Raw genomic sequence first — 19,474 nt, 5'->3', positions numbered from 1 at the left:
AGACCACTCTAGAATTTTCACATAGTGAACATAGAATACAGCTATGTTTACTATGTGAAAATTTTATCTAAACTAGGTGGTTACACGCCTTATTTCGTCGCTTTCTTCCCCTTGGCAGTGCTTGAAGCTGCTGCTTTTGAATTCATCTCCATATAATCTACCACCAAGTGGCTGAGGGATTTTACGCCCAACGTAAACCCACTTTCATCAAGATAAAAATCTGGCGTGTGGTGTGGTGCTACGTCGTAAGGGCTTTTGCCTTTGGCCATTCCTCCTAAGAAGAAAAAGAAGCCTGGGATTTTCTTTTGAAAATAGCTAAAGTCTTCAGCACCAGTAGCAACGGGTGAAAGAAGGACATTTTCCTTCCCTGCTAGTGCTTCTAGTGTTGGAATCATTTTGTCAGTAAGTGCAGGGTCATTGACCGTCGCTGGGTAACCAATTCCGATTTCCACGTCGGCTTTTGCGCCTGCGCTTTCGGCAATATTGGTCGAAATCTCCTTGATGCGACGGTGCACGAGTGCCTGCTGGTCATCGCCAAACGTGCGAATGGTGCCAATCATTTCGAGCGATTCGGGAATGATGTTGTAGCGAATCCCGCCGTGAATTGCACCCACGGTTACGACTGCGGGGTTTTCTGTAATATCGACATTCCGACTTACGATAGTTTGCAAACCCATAACCACCTGAGAGGCCGTAACGATAGGGTCAACGCCCGACCAAGGGTTTGCACCGTGGGTTTGTTTTCCTTTTAATTTGATGGTTAATTGGTCAACGGCTGCCATGGTAGCGCCTGGACGATAGCGGATTTTCCCAACTTCCGTTTGTGAGTTGATGTGAAGGCCAAAAATAGCATCCACTTTCGGGTTGTCCAATGCCCCTTCTTCCACCATTCGGTTAGCCCCAAAAGTCCCACCAGTGTAAACTCCCTCTTCAGCAGGCTGGAAAATAAGTTTAACTGTTCCTGCCAAGTCTTTCTGCATAGAAGCGAGCACCTCGGCCACACCCATCAAAATCGCGACGTGGCTATCGTGTCCACAGGCGTGCATCACTCCTGTTTTTTGATTGTTGAACTCTGTTACTACTTTTGATTTGAAAGGAATGTCCACGCGTTCTGTGACAGGAAGGCCGTCCATATCGGCCCGAAGAGCAACTACAGGGCCAGGTTTACCGCCTTTCAATACCCCGATAACTCCCGTTATAGCCACTTTTTCTTTGACTTCATAGCCTAATTTACGGAGATGCTCCGCAACAACATTAGCCGTTCTAAATTCTTGGTTGCCAAGCTCTGGGTGCTCGTGGAAATCGCGTCGCCACGCAATCACCTTGCTTTCGATAGCGTCAGACGCTTGGTTGATGACGGGCTTGAGTGCACTTTGTGCATATCCTGTGCCAAGGCTCAGGGCCAACAATGCACCACTTAGGAGAGGTTTTTTCATCGGATTTTAGTTTGTCGTTAGGAAAAATTTTGAGCAATTTAACAAAAAACGCCCTTGGATGTTCGATATTCGCGGTTCAAAATCGAAAACTGATGCAAAAACTTCTCTTCATAGACCGCGACGGAACCATTATCATTGAGCCACCCGTCGATTTTCAGGTAGATTCGTTAGAAAAATTGGCTTTTTTGCCCAAAGCCATCTCAAATCTTCGCCGTTTGGCCGAAGAAACCGATTTTGGTTTTGTGATGGTGACCAACCAAGATGGCTTAGGTACCGACTCGTTTCCCGAAGATACGTTTTGGCCTGCCCAAAATAAGATGCTTCAAACGTTGGAAGGCGAAGGGGTTACTTTTCAAGCAATACACGTGGATCGTACTTTCCCGCACGAAAACGCTCCCACGCGCAAACCAGGCACGGCCATGCTTACCGAATACTTCAATGGTTCGTACGACTTGGCAAACAGCTACGTGCTGGGCGACCGCCTGACGGATGTGCAGTTGGCCGTTAATATGGGCTGTAAAGCTATTTATATTGCCAACGAACTCCCCGCCGACTTAGCGCCTGAGCTTGCCAACGCGATTTCATTAGTAAGCACCGATTGGGATGCTATTTATGAGCACCTTCGTTTGCCTGCGCGCACGGCCTCCGTAGAACGCGTGACGAAAGAAACTCAAATCAAGATTGAGCTTAACCTTGATGGTACTGGTAAGTCACAAATGAATACGGGACTTGGCTTCTTTGACCACATGCTTGATCAGCTTGCCAAGCACTCGGGTGCCGATTTGGTAATTACAGTAGAAGGAGACTTGCACATCGATGAGCACCATACCATCGAAGATACAGCATTGGCGTTGGGCGAAGCTTACCGCAAGGCATTGGGCGACAAACGAGGTATTAGCCGGTATGGCTTTTTGTTGCCGATGGATGAAGCATTGGCTCAAGTAGCGATTGACTTTTCGGGGCGCCCGTGGTTGGTGTGGGATGCCGAGTTTAAACGTGAAAAAATTGGCGAAATGCCGACCGAAATGTTTTATCATTTCTTCAAATCGTTTTCAGACACGGCCCAATGCAATCTCAACATCAAATGCGAAGGAAGCAACGAGCACCACAAAATAGAGGCAATTTTTAAAGGTTGGGCCAAAGCGATTAAGATGGCCGTAAAACGTGATTTAAAAGCGCTGGATGTTTTACCATCCACCAAAGGAGTACTTTAGTAAGAAAGCATTCAGATAATTTTACAAAAAAACACCAGTTTTTTTGGGTCTAAACGCCGAATGCTATTACTTTTGTACTATCTTTAAAATAAGGTTTTACACAATAAATAACGAATCATAATGGACTTAAGAACCATCGGTACCCTCATATTTTATGCAGTATTGTTAGGCGTTTCTTTTTGGGTAGGAGGCCTTTTAGAGAAAAACGAGCGTAAATACACAAAATATTTCAAGGAAGACTAATCAAAACGAATGAGCGTAAGCTCATCGTTTTCGATACATCAATTTCAAACGCGAGCTATTGAGGAACATCAGTAGCTCGCATTTTTGTATCTACCGATTTTTAATAGGGGGCTTTCTATGAAAAATGTAACCTTTTAAAAGTCTGTCAGTCAAAAATACCTGTGTGCTTGTGGTTGCTCGCAGCCACAAATGACTTAGCAAATATTAACAATAAAACGAATAACGGACTATGGACATCAAAGGAAGAGTACTCCAACTATTGCCTTTGCAAACAGGCGAGGGTAAAAATGGGACGTGGAAAAAACAGGATTTTGTCATTGAAACCGACGGACAATACCCCAAAAAAGTGTGTATCTCGGCGTGGGGAGATAAAATCAACGAAAGTGCCCTCAAGGTAGGAAACGAAGTGAATGTGTCATTTGACGTCGAAAGCCGCGAATACAACGGCCGCTGGTACACCGATGTGAAAGCGTGGAAAATCGACTCATTAAGCGGTGGAGCTGGCGGAAGTGATGAGGCTAGTTTTGGCGGAAGTTCTCGCCCGACTACATCGCTGCCTACCACCTTTGAAGCTAGCGAAGAAGATAATTTACCATTTTAAAAGTGTCGAGGGTAGAGTGCAGAATGTCGAATAAAAAATACCTCATTCGACATTCTGCACTCTACCCTCGACACTTTCCCTAGTGTCAATTCGGGTTGTGAGCAACCCTCAGCACCTCATTCGACATTCTGCATTTGACACTCGACACTCCCCAAGATATTATTTTTTCCCTTGTGCCATTTTGAGGGCTTGCGTGGTAGTATAATATTTTGAAATCATGTTGGGGACTTCCCATTCAGGTAACTTACCTGCCTTTAGAAAATCCATGTACTTCTTCGCTACTTGTGAGAAGTGCGCTTCGTGTCCGATGTCGTATTTCTTCGGAATCACTACTTCCCAGCCTTTGTCGTTTTTCTTGAGTTCGATGCCAGGGTACGTTGCCTGTACTTTTTTGAACGCATCGGCCACGGCTTTCTCGTAGGCTGGGGTATTGTTAAGGGCTTCGATGTACAACACAGGCTTAAAATTCTGTTCTTTACCCTGACGTATAATCAGATTCGCCTTGCTTCCCTTCATAATCGAATAGTGCGTGTCACCTGTGCCTTGGGGGGCTTGGAAGTTCCAAATCACCGAAGCGCGTGCGTGTACGCCCTTGAGGGTGTAGTCAATTTGGCCGTTGGCATACACTTCCAAGTTTTTCCCTTTTACGTCTTTTTTTAAGTAATCGGGGTAGGTGTCGTTTTTGGTGACGAGCTTAAACTGCTCAGGCGTCATGGTCGTGGCGCTGTGGGTGGCATTGATAAGTTTGATGTCTTTTTTGTAGTCAATGATTTGGTTGGGAAAACAACTCCATTGAATCAAATCCACCAAATGGGTGGTAACATCCACCACACCTTCGCCTTGTTGTTTTACGTCAAAAAACCAAGATGGACGAATCAACGGCTCGCCCGAAACGTACTTAAAGAAATGGTGAACGCTCTCTTTGGTAACGGCAGGATCTTGGGGCGTTCCTTTTTGCAAAGTACCAAAAATCGCAGGTACAAGCGCCAACTCACGCTGGAGGGCGTTGGAGATTTCGTAGCGCTCGGTCATGATGTCGTAGAGCAATACGTTTTTCTTTTTGGCTTGCGCAAAAGCTTCTTGCAACAACGAAAAGCCAGCGGCGTCGATGGCCATGGGCTTGTCGGCCAACACGTTAAGCCCTGCGTCCACCGATTTTTTTATGTAGTCGGTTTTCTTTTGGTTATTTCCTGCTAATACCACCAAGTTGCCCGCTTTTTCGCTTAACATCTTTTGGAAAAAGTCAGCGCCCGTATAAACTTTCTCGTCCCATTGCGTAGGATTGTCGGTGCGGCTGTTGTATTTCTTGATTTTATCGAGGTACGACTCAACATCGGGGCCTTTGGTGGCATATACGTGAACGACAGGGTTGACATTGTCGTAAGGAGTATTTTGAACCAATGCGGCATGAAAGTGCCCAGGCTCTAGCACAATGAGGCTAATGGGTTTTTTGGTTTGTTGTCCCATGCTGGGGAGGGTAAAAGCACTTGCGGCTAAAAAGCATCCTAAAAGACGGTTCTTCATAGAATTTGTGGGTGATTTTTTAAGGAATAAGTGTTTAACGTCCCAAATTTACTTACTTCTGGCGGCTTCTAACTATGGTGAGGCGGGTGTAGTTGGTTAGAAAATTTATATGTTATTTTAGTTGCTAGTTACTGAAAGATTGCGTTATATTTGGCGCAATGTATGCGCGAGCATACCACCCTACTTTCTGATGAACAACGTTAACAGCCATGCCAAAAAAGCTGTTCGTCAGAGCTATGTCTAATCCTATGGGAGTAGATTGTGCTTGATGTGCGTCTAATTTGGTACAAAAACAGAAAGTAAGTACTAAACCTACACGCCATGCGAACCAACATTTATCTTATTTCTTCTCTACACAAGATTAGCAATCATGTAAGTAAAACCACTTGCCAAATAATCATGATTTTGGCGGGAATTAGTCTAGTTTTCACTGCCTATACTCAAAAAATAACAATCAAAGGAACCGTAACAGAAGCTGAAACAAGCGAACCACTTGCGTTAGTTTCTGTTACGGTTTCAAGTGCATCAAAAAAATGGCACGAAACTACCAATCAGCACGGTTATTTTCAGTTGACGATTGATAAAGAAGCAACACAAGTGTTGTTTTCTCAAGTGGGGTACGAGCCTTATCATGCCATCATCAGTAGCGATACCATGCTGGTCGTTCGTTTAAAACGCTATACTTTACAAGAAGTAGAAGTAAAAACAAATTATCAACCAGCGTCCAGTCCCAACCTTGTTAGTCTTTCTCCCTCAAGACTAAACCAACTTCCTAACATTGGCGGAGAAAAAGACATCATAAAAGCGATTGGTACGTTACCTGGGGTTTCGGCGGGAAGTGAATTGTCGTCGGGTATCAATGTACGAGGCGGAGCAAATGACCAAAACTTATTTTATTTGGATGGTGCCCCAATTTATAGCACAGGGCATTTATTTAATTTTTTATCCTTGTTTAACGCAGACGCAATTCAGCGGGTTAATTTTTATAAAGGAGAATTTCCAGTTGAATTTGGGGGTAGGTTGTCTTCCGTTACTGATGTGATATTTAGAGAAGGAGATAAAAGTCGATGGCAAGGGAAAATAGACGTAGGGTTAATCACCGCAAAGTTTTCGTTAGAAGGTCCGATTAAAAAGGATAAAACATCTTTATTATTAACAGGAAGGAGTGCCTATTTGAATCTTTTTAACAGAAATAAAAAACAAGAAATAGAAAACCATCAAGAAGGTAATTTTTTAGGATATAATTTTTATGATATTAATTTAAAAATAAACCATGCTTTTAATCAAAAACATAAATTATTCTTTAGCTATTATCGCGGGGTTGATAATTATGAATCGCTGCAAAACTCTTTTAACGGAACTAATTATGACCAAAATATTCGCCGTTTGACCAACCAACTGGCATCATTGAGGTCGTACCATATTTTAGGGAGCCGCTTATTTTTACAAACTGGGTTACATTTGACCCAATACGCATTTCGATACAATGAAGGAGGTGCCAGTTATAAGGTAACTATTTCACAGCCTCAGCTATGGATATTACCAGAAACGATACGTACAAAAATAAGTGAGAACTTCAAACATAGCACGGGTCAAGTAAAGGATATTTCGGCCAATGTATTGGCTGATTGGTCGCTGAGTACTAAAAGTAAAATTAAAATTGGAAGCGACCTCATTAGGCATAATTACACGCCTATTTCATATCGACGACAAAGTTTAGATGAAGATTCATTAGTCATTAAAGAACCTAGTTCTTGGGCATGGGAGGGTGCAACGTTTGGAAATTATGCTTTGGCTATTTCTTCCGCTGCGCAGCTAACTATAGGAGGTAGATTTTCCTATTTTCAAACCCAACAATCGAGCTACCACGGGCTAGAACCTCGCTTTTCATTTAATTATAATAAGGCCAATGCTAACATTCAGCTAAGTGCTACGCGAATGATGCAATACAATCATGCGTTGATGAAAACAGGTGGGCTCACTGATAAAGTAATTTGGGTGCCATCTACCTCCCAAATAGGCCCTCAATCGTCTTGGCAATATACGGCAAGTTGGTCTCAGTCAGCAAGTGTTTTAAAGTACAGCGTTGGGGCTTACTTCAAACAGATGCAAAACTTGAGTATGTACAATGATTATTATGGGAACGAATATTTGTACTATCAGTGGGAGAAAAATACGTTGTCGAATGGAAAAGGAAAGTCGTATGGATTGGAGGTTGCTCTTGAAAAAAGCTACCGCCGTTGGACTACAAATTTGAGCTATACGTTATCGTGGAACAAGAGAAAATTTGAAAACTGGAACAATGGAAATTGGTTTAATCATTTGTACGACCGACGCCATATCCTCAATATTAATGGAGTTTTTAAACTAAATAAAACAGCACAACTGTCTTTTTTATGGATGTATTACACAGGTCAACGTTATGATTTACCAGTAGGCCGTGTTTTAGAAAACCCATTAGTGCCAGAATATGTTGTATATGACAAAATTAATGATGGTAAATTTCCTGACTATCATCGTTTAGATATTTCATTTACCAAACAATATCTATTAAAAAAAGAACGTTATATAGAAGTTAATGCTACTATTTTTAATGCCTATAATAGGTCTAATACTTATCGAATGTACCCTTCTGAAGAAGTAATTAGGGATGATCAGAATAGACCTATTGATCGAAAAAATGTTATTAAATCAGTAGCTATATTCCCTATTCTTCCATCCATCAATATTGCTTATAAATTCAAATGAGACGATTACTTTTCTTTGTTTTGAGTATTGGTTGGTTGGTTTCGTGCGAGGTTGTTTCTACGAAAACAGTTTCTTTGCCCAGCGTTCCTGAACGATTGGTCGTAAATGGCATCGTCTCAAATTTAGGAATGGGGGTTTTTGTTTCAAAAACGGCACCTGTACTTGAACCTTCACAAGCTTCTTCCCTTTTAGAAGTAACGGCAAGCCTTTACAAAAATGGTGAAAAAATAGAGGAATTATCCAAAGAGGGTAGTTTATATACGTCTAAAACAAAATGGGGGTATAGCAGTAATCACACACTTCAAATATCGCACAATAGCTTAGGAGTTGCTTCTGCCTTTCTTGAAGCATTGCCAATGGTTGTACCCATTACTAGCACAAATTTATCGTATAATAAAGATAAATCGGAAGCTACTGTTTTGATGTACTTTAAGGATATTATTGGTGAAAATTACTATGCCTACAAAATTGTAGCAGAAGCCAATGGGGTTCCTTTTATAAGTGATCACATCTATCGGGTTCCCTTTAGAAATATATTAACCGATGTTGATTTTGAATCGAAGGAAAAAGAAATTGAATTTCGGCAATTTTTGCTTAAGGAAGGTGCTAATAACCAGCGTATAAAGGCCGATAAAATAAGGATTTATCTGTACCATTTAACAAAAAGTATGTACAATTATTATTACTCATTAAACGAGTACGATTCCTTTAATGAAGATGCTTTTGCTGATATTTCTCCTATTAAAAATAATATATCAAACGGATACGGATTTGTAGGAGCTTGTGCCATAGATACGCTTACAATTACTCTTAAATGATAAAGCTATGAAAAAATCACTTAATGTTACCTTTGTCTTTTTACTTGTTTTTATTGTTAAAAGCTACGGGCAACTAGGCTCGCACCCTGCTTTTGGCGTGAAAGTAGGAGGGAATAGAATGTTTACTGATGTAAAGAATAAGCCTAGTAATTTTCAGCTCAGAGGTGTACAACCTTCAGAGGGTTTTCAGGTGGGAACGTGGGCTACTTTTCCTATCAATAAGTGGTTGTTTATAGAGACAGATCTCGATTTTCAACAGAGACAGAATCAGTACGGAGACCCCACTGATAAAACGAAGGTTGTTGCGGTAAATACATTCAATTATCTAGGATTATCGGGCAGAGTAGGAGGTACTTATAAAAATATTTACTTGACCGTAGGGCCTAGGGCGGTTGTGCTTTTGAGCAAAAAGGTGCTAGGTGGAAACGGAACGCAGGCCGCAGAGTGGGGGGCGGATGTTCGTTTAGGGTATCAGTACAAACGTTTTCGACTCGAAGCATTTTATCAACAAAGTTTTTCTCATTATCATCAGATTATTTTTTTAGATCCAGTTGAGAAAAAAAATCTTTTTATGGCTAAAACGGCGGGAATAACACTGGGCTTCAAGTTGTTTGGGAAAGGGAAGTAAGTTATGAAAGCGCGGGTCTAGCAGCCCGCGCTTTTTGTTGGCAGGAATTACAAAAACGATTAAGCCCCCATCCACTGTTGGCTATAATATATCTGGTTCTCTTAGTTATACTATTAAGCGTCAAAGTCAAGATGAAATAATTCGTAATTGGAAGATTAATCGAAACGCTTTTTATATAGCTAACCCCAATAGCCAAGGTTATGGGGTGTTCGGGCAAGTAGGTGGACTTGTTGGTGGCCCTTGGGCTGCTTGGGATGGTGCGGTTGGAATAGGAGACTGCACAGGAGCTAATGTAGCATTTGTATTACCAACTGTGACTCAATAAACCATTAAAATGGAGACAATGATATATTATCCCCATTTTTTAAATAAAATTTTTTTTATGAAATTACATATAAGCATAGCTTTAATAATACTTTTTGTTAATACTGGAGTAAAGTCTCAGACTTTTGTCAAAAATAGACTAGGTATTGGTGTAAATTATGTTACTCTAGATTTGCCTGATGATATTGTAATTTTTCCAAAAGTTAATTACCAGCATCAGTTTAATAAAAGACTTTTTGGCGCAATTGAATTAGGGTATTTGAATTATAATGGAAAAGAAAACATTTTTAACATAATTCCAGAAACGCGTAAACGAATTACTATAGATGTTTCAGGTAAATTTACGTTACTAAAATATAAAAATAACTACTTAAAGATAGAAGCTGGGCCATCAATTTGGTATAGAGATGATAAGTTGATAAATCAAATTAAATTTTTATCAAAACCTCCCGATTATGTTACAAAAATTGTTAGTTATAAAGATAATCACATAAATGATTGGAATTTAGGTTACCATTTTGGAATGGAGTTGGAAGTTAGTATGGGAAGAAGATTCTCAACGATAGGATACGCACGAAGTATTCACTTGAATAGTGCAGGTACAAGCTCGCTACTAGGGATAGCAATTTTATATAAATTTAAAGGTAGATAGTTTTTGGGCTTGAACGCATTAAAAAAAGTGGCCTCAGCGAGGCTAAATCTTAGTAGAAAAAAAGGTAAAGGCGATTCAAAAGCCCCATCGGGGTGACATCTTCCACCGAATGTCGGTCGTCTCGATGGGGCTTTGTGGTGGATTTGATTCATTTTTCTACTAAGAGGTATCTCCTCTGGAGCAATGATTAGGGTTTTATATTTTAATGTGCTCAATTTGAGTGAGTTATGGGGGCGCGGGCTGCTAGACCCGCGCTTTTTGTTGGCAGGAATTACAAAAACGATTAAGCCCCCATCCACTGTTGGCCGCTGTTTTGGTCGATAAACAGGGTCGCATCGGGGTGGGTACGTAAAATTGTTGATGGATACACTTCGCTGACGTCGTCGAGGAGGGTATGGTAAACCGCTTCGGCTTTGTGGGCGGCAGGAACCATGCAAAATACCGTAGGAGCCTTCACCAATGCGGGAATGGTCAGCGTAAGGGCATACTCAGGAACCAGCTCCAACGACGCAAAACACCCGTCGTGTACTTGCTGCTGACGGCTAGTAAGGTCTAAATCGACTCTTTTGACCAACACAGGGTCGTTAAAAAACGCAATGTGGGGGTCGTTGAACGCAATGTGGCAGTTTTCGCCGATGCCCATGCAAACAATGTCGGTAGGATACTGAGTCAGCAACGCCGAGTAGCGTTGACATTCGGCTTCGGCGTCTGCTACGTTTCCGTTGATGTAAAACACTTCTTTCAACGGTACTTTGGCAAAAAATCGGTCTTTGAGAAAATTACCAAACCGCTGCGGAGCCTCGTCCGACAAGCCAATGTATTCGTCCATGTGGAAGGCATTGACCCGTTGCCAATCAATGTCAGGCTGGGTAGCAAGCGCGTCCAAAAACTCGTTTTGCGACGGAGCAGCGGCAAAAATAATATTGACGGTTTCTTGGCTTTGGAGCAGCGTTCTGATGTTAGCAGCAGCCATTTCGGCGGCATTTTGTCCTAATTCTTGGCGGGTTTCAAACAACTTAACCCGAAGTTTGTCAACGGTTTCTTCTTTTATAAGAGGCATTTTGTGGATTTTTTTGAGCAGTTTGTCATGCCGTAGGCATCTGATTATACACTATTCTTCCTTCAACCATCGTCATCCCGACGTTGATATTTTCATCAAAAATAACAATATCAGCGTCTTTGTCTTTGGCGAGTGAGCCTTTGCGGTCGTGGACGCCCATGATGCGGGCGGGGGTCGTGCTGGCCATGCGAATGGCGTCCAGCAGCGGCACATCGGCCATCGTTATCATGTTGCGTACTAGTCGGTCGAAGGTGGCGACACTGCCCGCAAACGAGGTACGGTCGGGCAGCTTGGCTACCCCGTCTTCGATGATGACAGGTAAGCCGTTTTTCAACGAACCCAAGATACTTTCGCCTTCGGGCATTCCTGCCCCGCGCATGGCGTCGGTGATGAGGGCGGTGCGGTCGGGGCCTTTGATTTTATAAACGAGTTTGAGCAAGGGGGCGGGCAAGTGAATGCCGTCTCCGATGATTTCAACGTCTAAATCCAATAAATAGGAACTTTCAATCACCCCAGCGTAACGAAAGGCGTTTTTGCGCGTCACGCCCGACATGGCGGAGTACAAGTGCGTGACGAGCGAATAGCCGTTTTCGTAAGCGGTCAATACGTCGTCATAGTACGCATCGGTGTGGGCGATGGCGGCCAAAATACCTTGTTGGCGTAAACGTTGCCCAAACGCAATCGCTCCTTCGAGTTCAGGAGCGGCACTCCAGCGCACGATGGAAGATGAGTACTGGAGAATTTCTTCGTACTCGGCAGGGTCGGGATTGCGAATATAACGCGGGTCTTGCGCTCCCCGCTGATTGAGGGCAAAATAGGGACCTTCGAGGTGAATCCCCAAGAACGCCGCGCCGTTGGCATTGCGTTGATGGGCTTTTTCATACACATCGAGGGTATGAAGCAAATCCTCCTTTTCGGCCGTGAGCGTGGTAGGTACCAGCGCCGTCGTTCCAAAACGCGCGTGCAGTTCGGCAACGGTCAGAAACGCTTCTTCCGTACCATCCATAAAATCAGCACCACCACCTCCGTGGACGTGGATGTCGATAAACCCAGGAGAGATATACTGCCCTTGGGCGTTGATTTCTTCGGCGTCGGGCACTTCGATATTTCCTTCATGTACCCCTATAATTCTTCCTTCTTCGACTACCACCGTTCCATTTTTAATGGCGCGAAAAGGTGTCAGGACAGTACCGTTACTGATTTTTATTTTCATAAAAAAATTGCTGGTCTTTTGGGCTTGCGACTTGGTTTTGCCTTTTGGGCTAAAAAAATTAGCCCTTCTCCTGAAAGGAGAGGGGTTGGGGTGAGGTTCCCCAACGTTTCACTTTGTGCCCGTAGGCCGCATAATACACCAAGTACAAATAACAAGGCAACAATACCCAATAGGCAGTGCGCACATCGTACAAATCCGCAAAATAACCGTAGAAAAGGGGCATAATAGCGTTTCCGCACAAGCCCATGATGAGAATCGACGCACCGAGTTTGGTATAACGTCCAAGGCCGTCTAACGCCAAAGGCCAAATGCCTGCCCATACCAGTGAGTTGGCCAAGCCGAGTAATACCACAAACCAAATCGAGAGGTCGGCGGTGTGGCCCAAAAACTGAACGGTGCCTTTGGCAAAAATAATGAGCAATGTAAACACCGTTCCCAACACGGTACAAAAACGCAAGGCATTTACTTGGCTGACAAACTTAGGAATGGTAACAATACCGATGATATAACCGCAAATGGTACACGCCAAGGTATAAGAAGGAAAGGTTTTGGCTTTGAGCAAATCAATCCCCATGGAGTTGGCGTATCCAATGACGGTGTCAATTGCAATTACCTGAGTTCCAACGTGAAGGAAGATAGCGACTGCGCCTAGAATCAGGTGCGGAAACTGGAAAATGCTGGTTTTGCCCGCGTTGGCACTGGCGACCTCGGGGCTTTCGTGTTCGGTATTGATTTCGGGTAAAGGCGAGCGATACACCAAGTATCCTAACACAAAAAGAAAGATTCCTAAGACGGTATAAGGCGTAATCACCCGACGTACGAGCTCGTCCAAGGCAGCGCTTTTTTCAATGGCGTTCATGGTGCCAAGTTGTGCAAACAAATCGGTGTCGGTAGGGCGTAAAATGACGGCGGCAAAAACCAACGGTGACAAAATTCCTGCGGCTTTGTTACAAATTCCCATGATGCTGATGCGCTGTGCACCGCGTTCTTTAGGCCCCAAAATGGTGATGTAAGGGTTGGCAGCAGTTTGTAAAATGGCTAACCCAATCCCAATTGTAAATAGCCCCATTAAGAAAATGCCATAGGTGCGCGTCATGGCGGCAGGGACGAAAATAAAAGCTCCCAAAGCCATGGCCCAAAAGCCAAACATCATGCCCTTTTTGAACCCTTGGGTTTTGAGCAAATACGAGGCAGGTACCGACATGATAAAGTAGGCAATGTAAAACGCAAACGCCACTAAATAGGCTTGAAAGCTGGTGAGTTCGCAGGCAATTTTGAAGTAAGGAATCAGAATGGAGTTGACCCAAGAGATGAAGCCGAAGATAAAAAACATCAGCCCAATCAAGAAGATAGAAACGGTGGTTTCGCGCGGGCTTAGGCTGCTTACTTCAACGGCAGCAGTAGAGGATTTCATAGAAAGGATGGTTTTGAACTTCCCGAAAGTGGGTAACTTTCGGGAAGTTAGTTAGGTTTAGATAGAATCGTTACAGCGTTGGCTCCCAGCCTTTTTCGTACTCACGTTTCCAGAATTTCTGCGCTTCTTTGTTGTTCTTGATGTGTCCGTTGGTAGGGTCAATGTCCAAAATGCTGTTGGAACGCAAAGCGATGTTGCCCAACTGACACAAAAGCGTACTTTGGTGCCCGCTTATAATATCGGATGCCAACGGTGTCCCTTTTTTGATGGCTTCAACGAAGTTTTGGAAGTGAGTGGCGTCCAATGCTTGCGAAGGATTCATTTTGTTGCGAGGGTCAATCGGCATATCGTTGGTAACGTCTTTGATGACCTTGTTGTCCAAGTCATAAATTTTGTAGGCATTACCGCCGCCGTACTCCAACGTACCCTTTTCTCCGTAAAACGAAACGCCTACGCTGCTGCCTTCGATATTGCGGCTGTTGCAGCTACGGCCTTCCCACGTCATGAATTTATCTTTGCCAAATTCAAGGTTAATTACTTGGGTATCTGGTGTTTCCCAGTCATCTTGAAAGCGGTAACGACCTCCTGAAGACGAAACTTTGGTCGGATAGCTTACCTGCAATCCCCAACGCATGAGGTCGAGCATGTGGGTGCCGTTGTTGAGGGCTTCGCCCGTTCCCCAATTCCAAAACCAGTGCCAGTTGTAGTGAATGATGTTGTCTTTGTACGCACGGCGCGGCGCAGGGCCTTGCCACAGGTCAAAGTTGAGCCACGACGGCACGGCCGTTGCTTTGCCCGTTCCGATGGTTGGGCGGTTGTTGGTGTACCAGCCTTTGGCAAAATACGGGCGACCAATCACGCCGTCGTGGATTTCCTTGATGGCTTGCTTAACGTTGGGCCACGACCGACGCTGGTTTCCCATCTGAATCACGTTCTTGTACTTCGCGGCTACGGCCATCAATAGTTCGCCTTCGTGCGGGTTATGGCTGCATGGTTTTTCCAAATACACATGTTTGCCTGCTTTGGAAGCCAAAATAGCGGCAGGTGCGTGCCAGTGGTCAGGAGCGGCAACGATGAGTCCGTCCATGTCTTTGTCTTCCAGTGATTTGCGAAAATCAGGCGTTTCTTTTGGCTTGCGGTTCTGGATTTTCTCTACCCCTGCCACGCACTTTGCAGCGGCTTTTGAATCGACGTCTGAAATACTGACGACTTCGCAGTTAGGTTGGAGGGCAAAGTTGGTTGCCAAGGCAAACCCACGGCTATTGACTCCCATGACACCGAGGCGTACCTTGTCGTTAGCGCCCAAAATGTTGGCATAACTTTTTGCACTAAAACCAGGAAGAACTCCACCTACGGTCAAAACGGCCGTTCCTGTTAGGCTTTTTTTGAGAAAATCGCGGCGAGAAGCGCTGTTGGATGAAGTTGAGTTTTTGCTCATGTAAAGGTTTTGGTTAGAAATAATGTGTTTATTGACGCCTGCAAAAATAGAGCATAGTTTGGGCTTTTATCAAACTTTCCAAGTTTGGTTTCTGCGCTTTATGAAACTTGGAAAGGTTCGTTATTTACTCTGCGGTGCCCAATACGTACAATAACCTGCCGTTTGAACGGGGCCTTTGAACAGCATACAGCCACCGCAGGCTTTTCCGTCTTTGGGAGGAAGCCACAAATTACAGTTTCCACACTGAGATTCGGCACGGGGCGAGGCATCGACATACCCCAATTTTTTCCGAGTTTTTAGGTCATTCTCACTAACGTTTGAAAAATCTTTGCAAGGGTCGGTATTTTCAGAATGAGAAGCCGATTTTGGTTGACAGCTACTCACCAAAAATGCGGTGGCGGGTAATATCGTTAACGCGGTGGCAATAAATTCTCTTCTTTTCATGCGGGTTAATGATAAAATAAACCTGTTATTTCTTCCCCAACAAAAGGGCTAAGCGCTGGGCTTCTCCCGAGCGATTGCGGGTACGCACCACATGACCAAAGTCTTTGAGGAAACTTTCTTTGTCGGGTGTCATTTGGGCAAAAAAACCTTCCTTTTGCAATACGTCAATGAGTGCAAAAGAGGCTCCTGTCTCCGAACTTAAAATTCCCATGCGGTACCATTTATCCTGAATGTGCGGAATGAGGGCTTTCGCTAAAGCTTCTGAAGCAGCAAGGGTTTTGTACTGTCCAAGGCTCAAACAAGCTTGAAACGATACTTTTGGCGATAGGTCAGTGGTTTTTTCGATAAGTTGCGGTACTAACTCAGGCCATTTTTCAGCTTCGATAAGGCCATACGCGCGGAGGTCGGGCTGAGCGTCAGTGATGGCTTTTTTGATCAAATTGGGTGTCAGTGCATTAAGTCCTTCCAAGACAAAAAACGCGTGCAAACGAGCGCGGGCGTCGGGATGTGTTAAAAAAATATCAGTCACGGCGGAAAGCACCGATTTATCTTTCTTTTCGAGCAAAAGCCGCTGGGCATTGAGCCGCCACCATTGTTGCGGATGGGCTAAAAGAGTCACCAATTCGGCCGACGATTTTGAACGTAATTTAGGCACTTCTTGCGTTGGTTTGGCTCCTTTGGGAACAATTTGGTAAATGCGTCCGAGTTTGTTGCCGTTGAAAAAATCCATTTCTTCTTTCAAATCTTCAGGAATGGCCGTGGGAGTTTCGATGTGCTGTCGGTACATGTCGATGACGTACAGCACGCCGTTGGGTCCCACGCTCAGTTGCGCAGGCCGAAACCACGGATCAGAAGAGGTTAAAAACTCTTGCGTTTTTTCCTTTTCGCCACGTTTCGCCACAAACGTTGGGCTGTTGGGCAAAGGTTGGACAACGTCACGGTGAATCAAATTTCCCGCCACTTCGCCCGTAAATACGGAGCCACGGTACTCCTCAGGTAGTAAGTTCCCTCCATAAAACGTTCCTCCTGAAGCTCCCGTAAAATGATCTTCGGCGTATTCGTGGCGGTCGAGTTTAGCTTCGGCAAACTGTTCATTACGGCGTTTGGTTCGTTCTTGACGCCAGTAAGGAGCGGGGGTTTGCTGAAACATCTCAGGATCGTGGTCGGAGATATTTAAAGCGACATCATACGACGGCAAAAAGGTATGGCGGAACAAATAACGTCCTGCAATGGGGGCGTGCTGAATGTGCAAAGAGTTTTCGGTAAAAAAGCGGTTTCCCCAGTCATCGATCGACATCCCAAATTGTCCCGTACTCGATTCAATTTCAAACTGCCCTCGGTCGAGACGAAAACGAAAATCGCCGCCTTTGACCGAAATCGGCGGCAGCTTGGGGTCACGCATAAATTTTACCAACCCATCTTGCCCACAATTAGAGGCATAAATCCAGTTATCGACGTTGTAGTGCAAATTGGTGATTTGTGCTTCCGAATTGTTGGCAAAAAAGCCCGTAAAAAGTACCTCACGAATATCGGCGCGGTAATCGCCTGTGGTATCTTTTAAAAACAAAATATCGGGAGCGGCGGCTACCAACAAACCTCCTTCCCACGGTAATACGCTGGTAGCTTCGGAGAGATTATCCGCAAAAACAATGGCCGAATCAATGCGACCGTCTTGATTGGTATCGCGCAGTAACCGAATGGCTCCTCCCAACGTACCATCTTCGGGTTTGGAAGGGTAGTCGGGCATTTCGACCACAAACGCATTTCCCTCTTCGTCAAACACCATTTCAACGGGGTCGAGCACTTGCGGTTCGGTGGCAAATACTTCGACTTGGAGGCGGTCGTCGCTCAAAGTAAAGCTTTTGAGGGCTTCGTCGGGGGTGAGGGGTTCGGTATAATGCGCACACGACCAACTGAGTCCTACAAGTGCGAAGAAGAGGAGTTTTTTCGAGGCATTCATTGGGATATTACAAGCTGATTTTTACTAAATCTTGAATCTCGTGTCCTTGGTGGTCGAAACGTGCCAAGGTATAAACCGACTTATCGGCACCAATGGCAACGGAATTGACGTAAGTAGGGCGGCTGCTATCGGCGTAGAAAATCGGGCCGTGGTCGTGGTAAGTGTGGGTCGGTAAATGGTACGTCACCAAATGCAGATTTTCGAGCCCTTTGGCGGCTCCTTTCGCAATTTGGTCAGCTCCTTTTACGCGTTTTCCGTCGATATAAATGGGGCCACCTGTGAGGTAGTAGATGGTTTCGTGGTCGGGGCCTAATTGGAAGCCCAAATACCCGTAGCTAAACTGGTCGAACATGCCACTTTTGCGCGAAGGCTCCGACGTGAGGCGCTCAACAAGTTCTATTTTTTGGGCTTTGGGGTCAAAACGGAACAAATACCCCGAATTTCCGTGGATACCGTAGGCGACTTGTTCAGGGGCATACCAGAAAATTTTTCGCCAATTGTACCCCATGCTGCCTGGATGTTTGGGGTCATATTTGCCAAAATAGTCGATACGTAAGTCAACGTTTTCTAGCTTAGTTAGCTCTTCATTATCAGGATGATAAGTAAAAATATCCCCTTCGGCGGTTGAAAAATAAACGTGGCCGTCGCGGGGGTCAACGAGCATCGAACGGCACAACACGCGGTAGTCATCTCCAGGAATCCCAGCTTCACCATTGGCCGAAACTAACGCAACTTTTTTAAGGGTTTTGGTAGAAAGGTCGAGGTCAATAAAATACCCCAACGGCCAAGTAATGCCGTACAAGTGTCCACGCTCACGGTCGATGGTCATGGTTAAAATCCCTTCGCCATCAGGGGCAAGGGCTAAATCTTCAAATTGACCCGTAGCCAAATCGTAGGAAAGAAAATGCCCACCTGGGTAGAGTTTTTTACCGTTGGGCGCTTGGGTAGGAAGTCGTTCCATGCCTTCAATCATCTCATAGACGCCAATGTGAGTGGCAAAATAAAGTTTGCCGTTGTTTTCGTAAAAACGAACGTGACTTTTACCCTGTGGAATGGCGTTGGCTTCTTTTTCGCCGCAGACGTCGGTGAGGTCGGCTACCCATTCGGTTTGGTCCGTGGCGGGGTCGTAAGCATACATTTGTCCGCCGATGTCGTATGATTCTGAGCAAAGAACGTAATAAATTTTACCGTTACTCGCCGCCGAAATGGCGTTGTAGGTATCGTGAGCTAACTCAAAACCCGAAAAGTAGGCTTTGGCAGTAAGTGAATTCATGTGGTTGTGTTTTTTTGAACAAAAATAATTTTTGGTGTGTGCGCAAGGGTACTTATACCCTTGCGTGGCGGTTGCTCACAACTGGGTTTCGTTGTTAAAGTCGGAGACTTTAAGCCATTTTTCGCCCCGAAACCATTTCGGGGCGAGCGTGTCGAGTGTGTGAGGGTACTCATACCCTCGCTTGGCGGTTGCTTACAACCTTGTTTCATTGTTAAAGTCGGAGACTTTAAGCCATTTTTCGCCCCGAAATCATTTCGGGGCGAGCGTGTGCTGTGTGTGCGAGGGTACTTATACCCTTGCGTGGCGGTTGCTCATAACTGGGTTTAGCTTTTAAAGTCGGAGACTTTAAGCCTTTTTTCGCCCCGAAATCATTTCGGGGCGAGCGTGTCGAGTGTGCGAGGGTACTTATACCCTCGCGTGGCGGTTGCTCACAACTGGGTTTAGCTTTTAAAGTCGGAGACTTTAAGCCCTGTTTCGCCCCGAA

General features: G+C 44.6%; 16 protein-coding genes. 7 read left to right on the top strand and 9 right to left on the bottom strand.

The genetic code is table 11. The features are described from left to right. Window positions 1–89: 89 nt before the first annotated feature. Window positions 90–1,436: an amidohydrolase gene (locus AC23P2_RS04035; protein ID WP_487772006.1), complete on the bottom strand. Its 1,347-nt coding sequence runs from the start codon at window positions 1,434–1,436 to the stop codon at window positions 90–92. A 92-nt stretch (window positions 1,437–1,528) separates the two neighbouring features. Between AC23P2_RS04035 and hisB the strand changes: the two genes are divergently transcribed. Together hisB and AC23P2_RS04025 are read left to right on the top strand one after the other, a co-directional pair. Further along, window positions 1,529–2,650 (top strand): bifunctional histidinol-phosphatase/imidazoleglycerol-phosphate dehydratase HisB, encoded by a 1,122-nt coding sequence (gene hisB, locus AC23P2_RS04030; protein ID WP_487772005.1) that lies wholly within the window; start codon window positions 1,529–1,531, stop codon window positions 2,648–2,650. Between the two features lie 472 nt (window positions 2,651–3,122). After that, the gene (locus AC23P2_RS04025) at window positions 3,123–3,494 is read left to right on the top strand and encodes a DUF3127 domain-containing protein (protein ID WP_487772004.1); all 372 of its coding nucleotides are present in this window, start codon (window positions 3,123–3,125) and stop codon (window positions 3,492–3,494) included. Window positions 3,495–3,653: 159 nt separating this feature from the next. Here AC23P2_RS04025 and AC23P2_RS04020 read toward each other — a convergent pair whose 3' ends face one another. Beyond that, window positions 3,654–5,018, bottom strand: coding sequence for a putative oxidoreductase C-terminal domain-containing protein (locus tag AC23P2_RS04020; protein WP_487772003.1), 1,365 nt, complete (start codon window positions 5,016–5,018; stop codon window positions 3,654–3,656). Window positions 5,019–5,339: 321 nt separating this feature from the next. Here AC23P2_RS04020 and AC23P2_RS04015 point away from each other — a divergent pair, with 321 nt between their 5' ends. From AC23P2_RS04015 to AC23P2_RS03995, 5 genes are read left to right on the top strand one after another with little or no spacing between them, the layout of a single operon-like run. Continuing rightward, window positions 5,340–7,766, top strand: a complete 2,427-nt coding sequence (locus AC23P2_RS04015; protein ID WP_487772002.1) for a TonB-dependent receptor — start codon at window positions 5,340–5,342, stop codon at window positions 7,764–7,766. Continuing rightward, a complete protein-coding gene (locus tag AC23P2_RS04010) occupies window positions 7,763–8,584 on the top strand; it encodes a DUF4249 domain-containing protein (protein ID WP_487772001.1) in 822 nt (273 codons plus the stop codon). Before AC23P2_RS04015 ends, AC23P2_RS04010 begins: the two co-directional genes overlap by 4 nt. A gap of 7 nt (window positions 8,585–8,591) precedes the next feature. Further along, on the top strand, window positions 8,592–9,212 hold the full coding sequence (locus AC23P2_RS04005; RefSeq protein WP_487772000.1) for a hypothetical protein: 621 nt from the start codon (window positions 8,592–8,594) through the stop codon (window positions 9,210–9,212). Between the two features lie 37 nt (window positions 9,213–9,249). Then, window positions 9,250–9,537, top strand: coding sequence for a hypothetical protein (locus AC23P2_RS04000; protein WP_487771999.1), 288 nt, complete (start codon window positions 9,250–9,252; stop codon window positions 9,535–9,537). 57 nt (window positions 9,538–9,594) lie between these two features. Beyond that, a complete protein-coding gene (locus AC23P2_RS03995; protein ID WP_487771998.1) occupies window positions 9,595–10,188 on the top strand; it encodes a hypothetical protein in 594 nt (197 codons plus the stop codon). A 283-nt stretch (window positions 10,189–10,471) separates the two neighbouring features. Here the strand turns inward: AC23P2_RS03995 and AC23P2_RS03990 are convergent, their stop codons facing one another. The 7 genes from AC23P2_RS03990 to AC23P2_RS03960 form a co-directional block, all read right to left on the bottom strand. Continuing rightward, entirely contained in the window at window positions 10,472–11,248 is a 777-nt protein-coding gene (locus AC23P2_RS03990; protein ID WP_487771997.1) for a glucosamine-6-phosphate deaminase, read from the bottom strand. A 25-nt stretch (window positions 11,249–11,273) separates the two neighbouring features. Beyond that, complete coding sequence (gene nagA, locus AC23P2_RS03985) at window positions 11,274–12,461, bottom strand: N-acetylglucosamine-6-phosphate deacetylase (RefSeq protein ID WP_487771996.1); 1,188 nt, start codon at window positions 12,459–12,461, stop codon at window positions 11,274–11,276. A gap of 58 nt (window positions 12,462–12,519) precedes the next feature. Then, the gene (locus tag AC23P2_RS03980) at window positions 12,520–13,875 is read right to left on the bottom strand and encodes a sugar MFS transporter (protein ID WP_487771995.1); all 1,356 of its coding nucleotides are present in this window, start codon (window positions 13,873–13,875) and stop codon (window positions 12,520–12,522) included. 70 nt (window positions 13,876–13,945) lie between these two features. Continuing rightward, complete coding sequence (locus AC23P2_RS03975; protein WP_487771994.1) at window positions 13,946–15,313, bottom strand: Gfo/Idh/MocA family oxidoreductase; 1,368 nt, start codon at window positions 15,311–15,313, stop codon at window positions 13,946–13,948. A 120-nt stretch (window positions 15,314–15,433) separates the two neighbouring features. Further along, entirely contained in the window at window positions 15,434–15,757 is a 324-nt protein-coding gene (locus AC23P2_RS03970) for a high-potential iron-sulfur protein (RefSeq protein WP_487771993.1), read from the bottom strand. Window positions 15,758–15,782: 25 nt separating this feature from the next. Continuing rightward, window positions 15,783–17,717 (bottom strand): PVC-type heme-binding CxxCH protein, encoded by a 1,935-nt coding sequence (locus AC23P2_RS03965; protein WP_487771992.1) that lies wholly within the window; start codon window positions 17,715–17,717, stop codon window positions 15,783–15,785. 7 nt (window positions 17,718–17,724) lie between these two features. Next, complete coding sequence (locus AC23P2_RS03960; RefSeq protein ID WP_487771991.1) at window positions 17,725–18,990, bottom strand: hypothetical protein; 1,266 nt, start codon at window positions 18,988–18,990, stop codon at window positions 17,725–17,727. Window positions 18,991–19,474 lie beyond the last annotated feature (484 nt).

This window comes from Runella sp. R0.1_18 (genome assembly GCF_057652155.1).
Note: the sequence above shows the minus strand (reverse complement) of the source record. Positions and strands in the feature narration are given on the sequence as shown.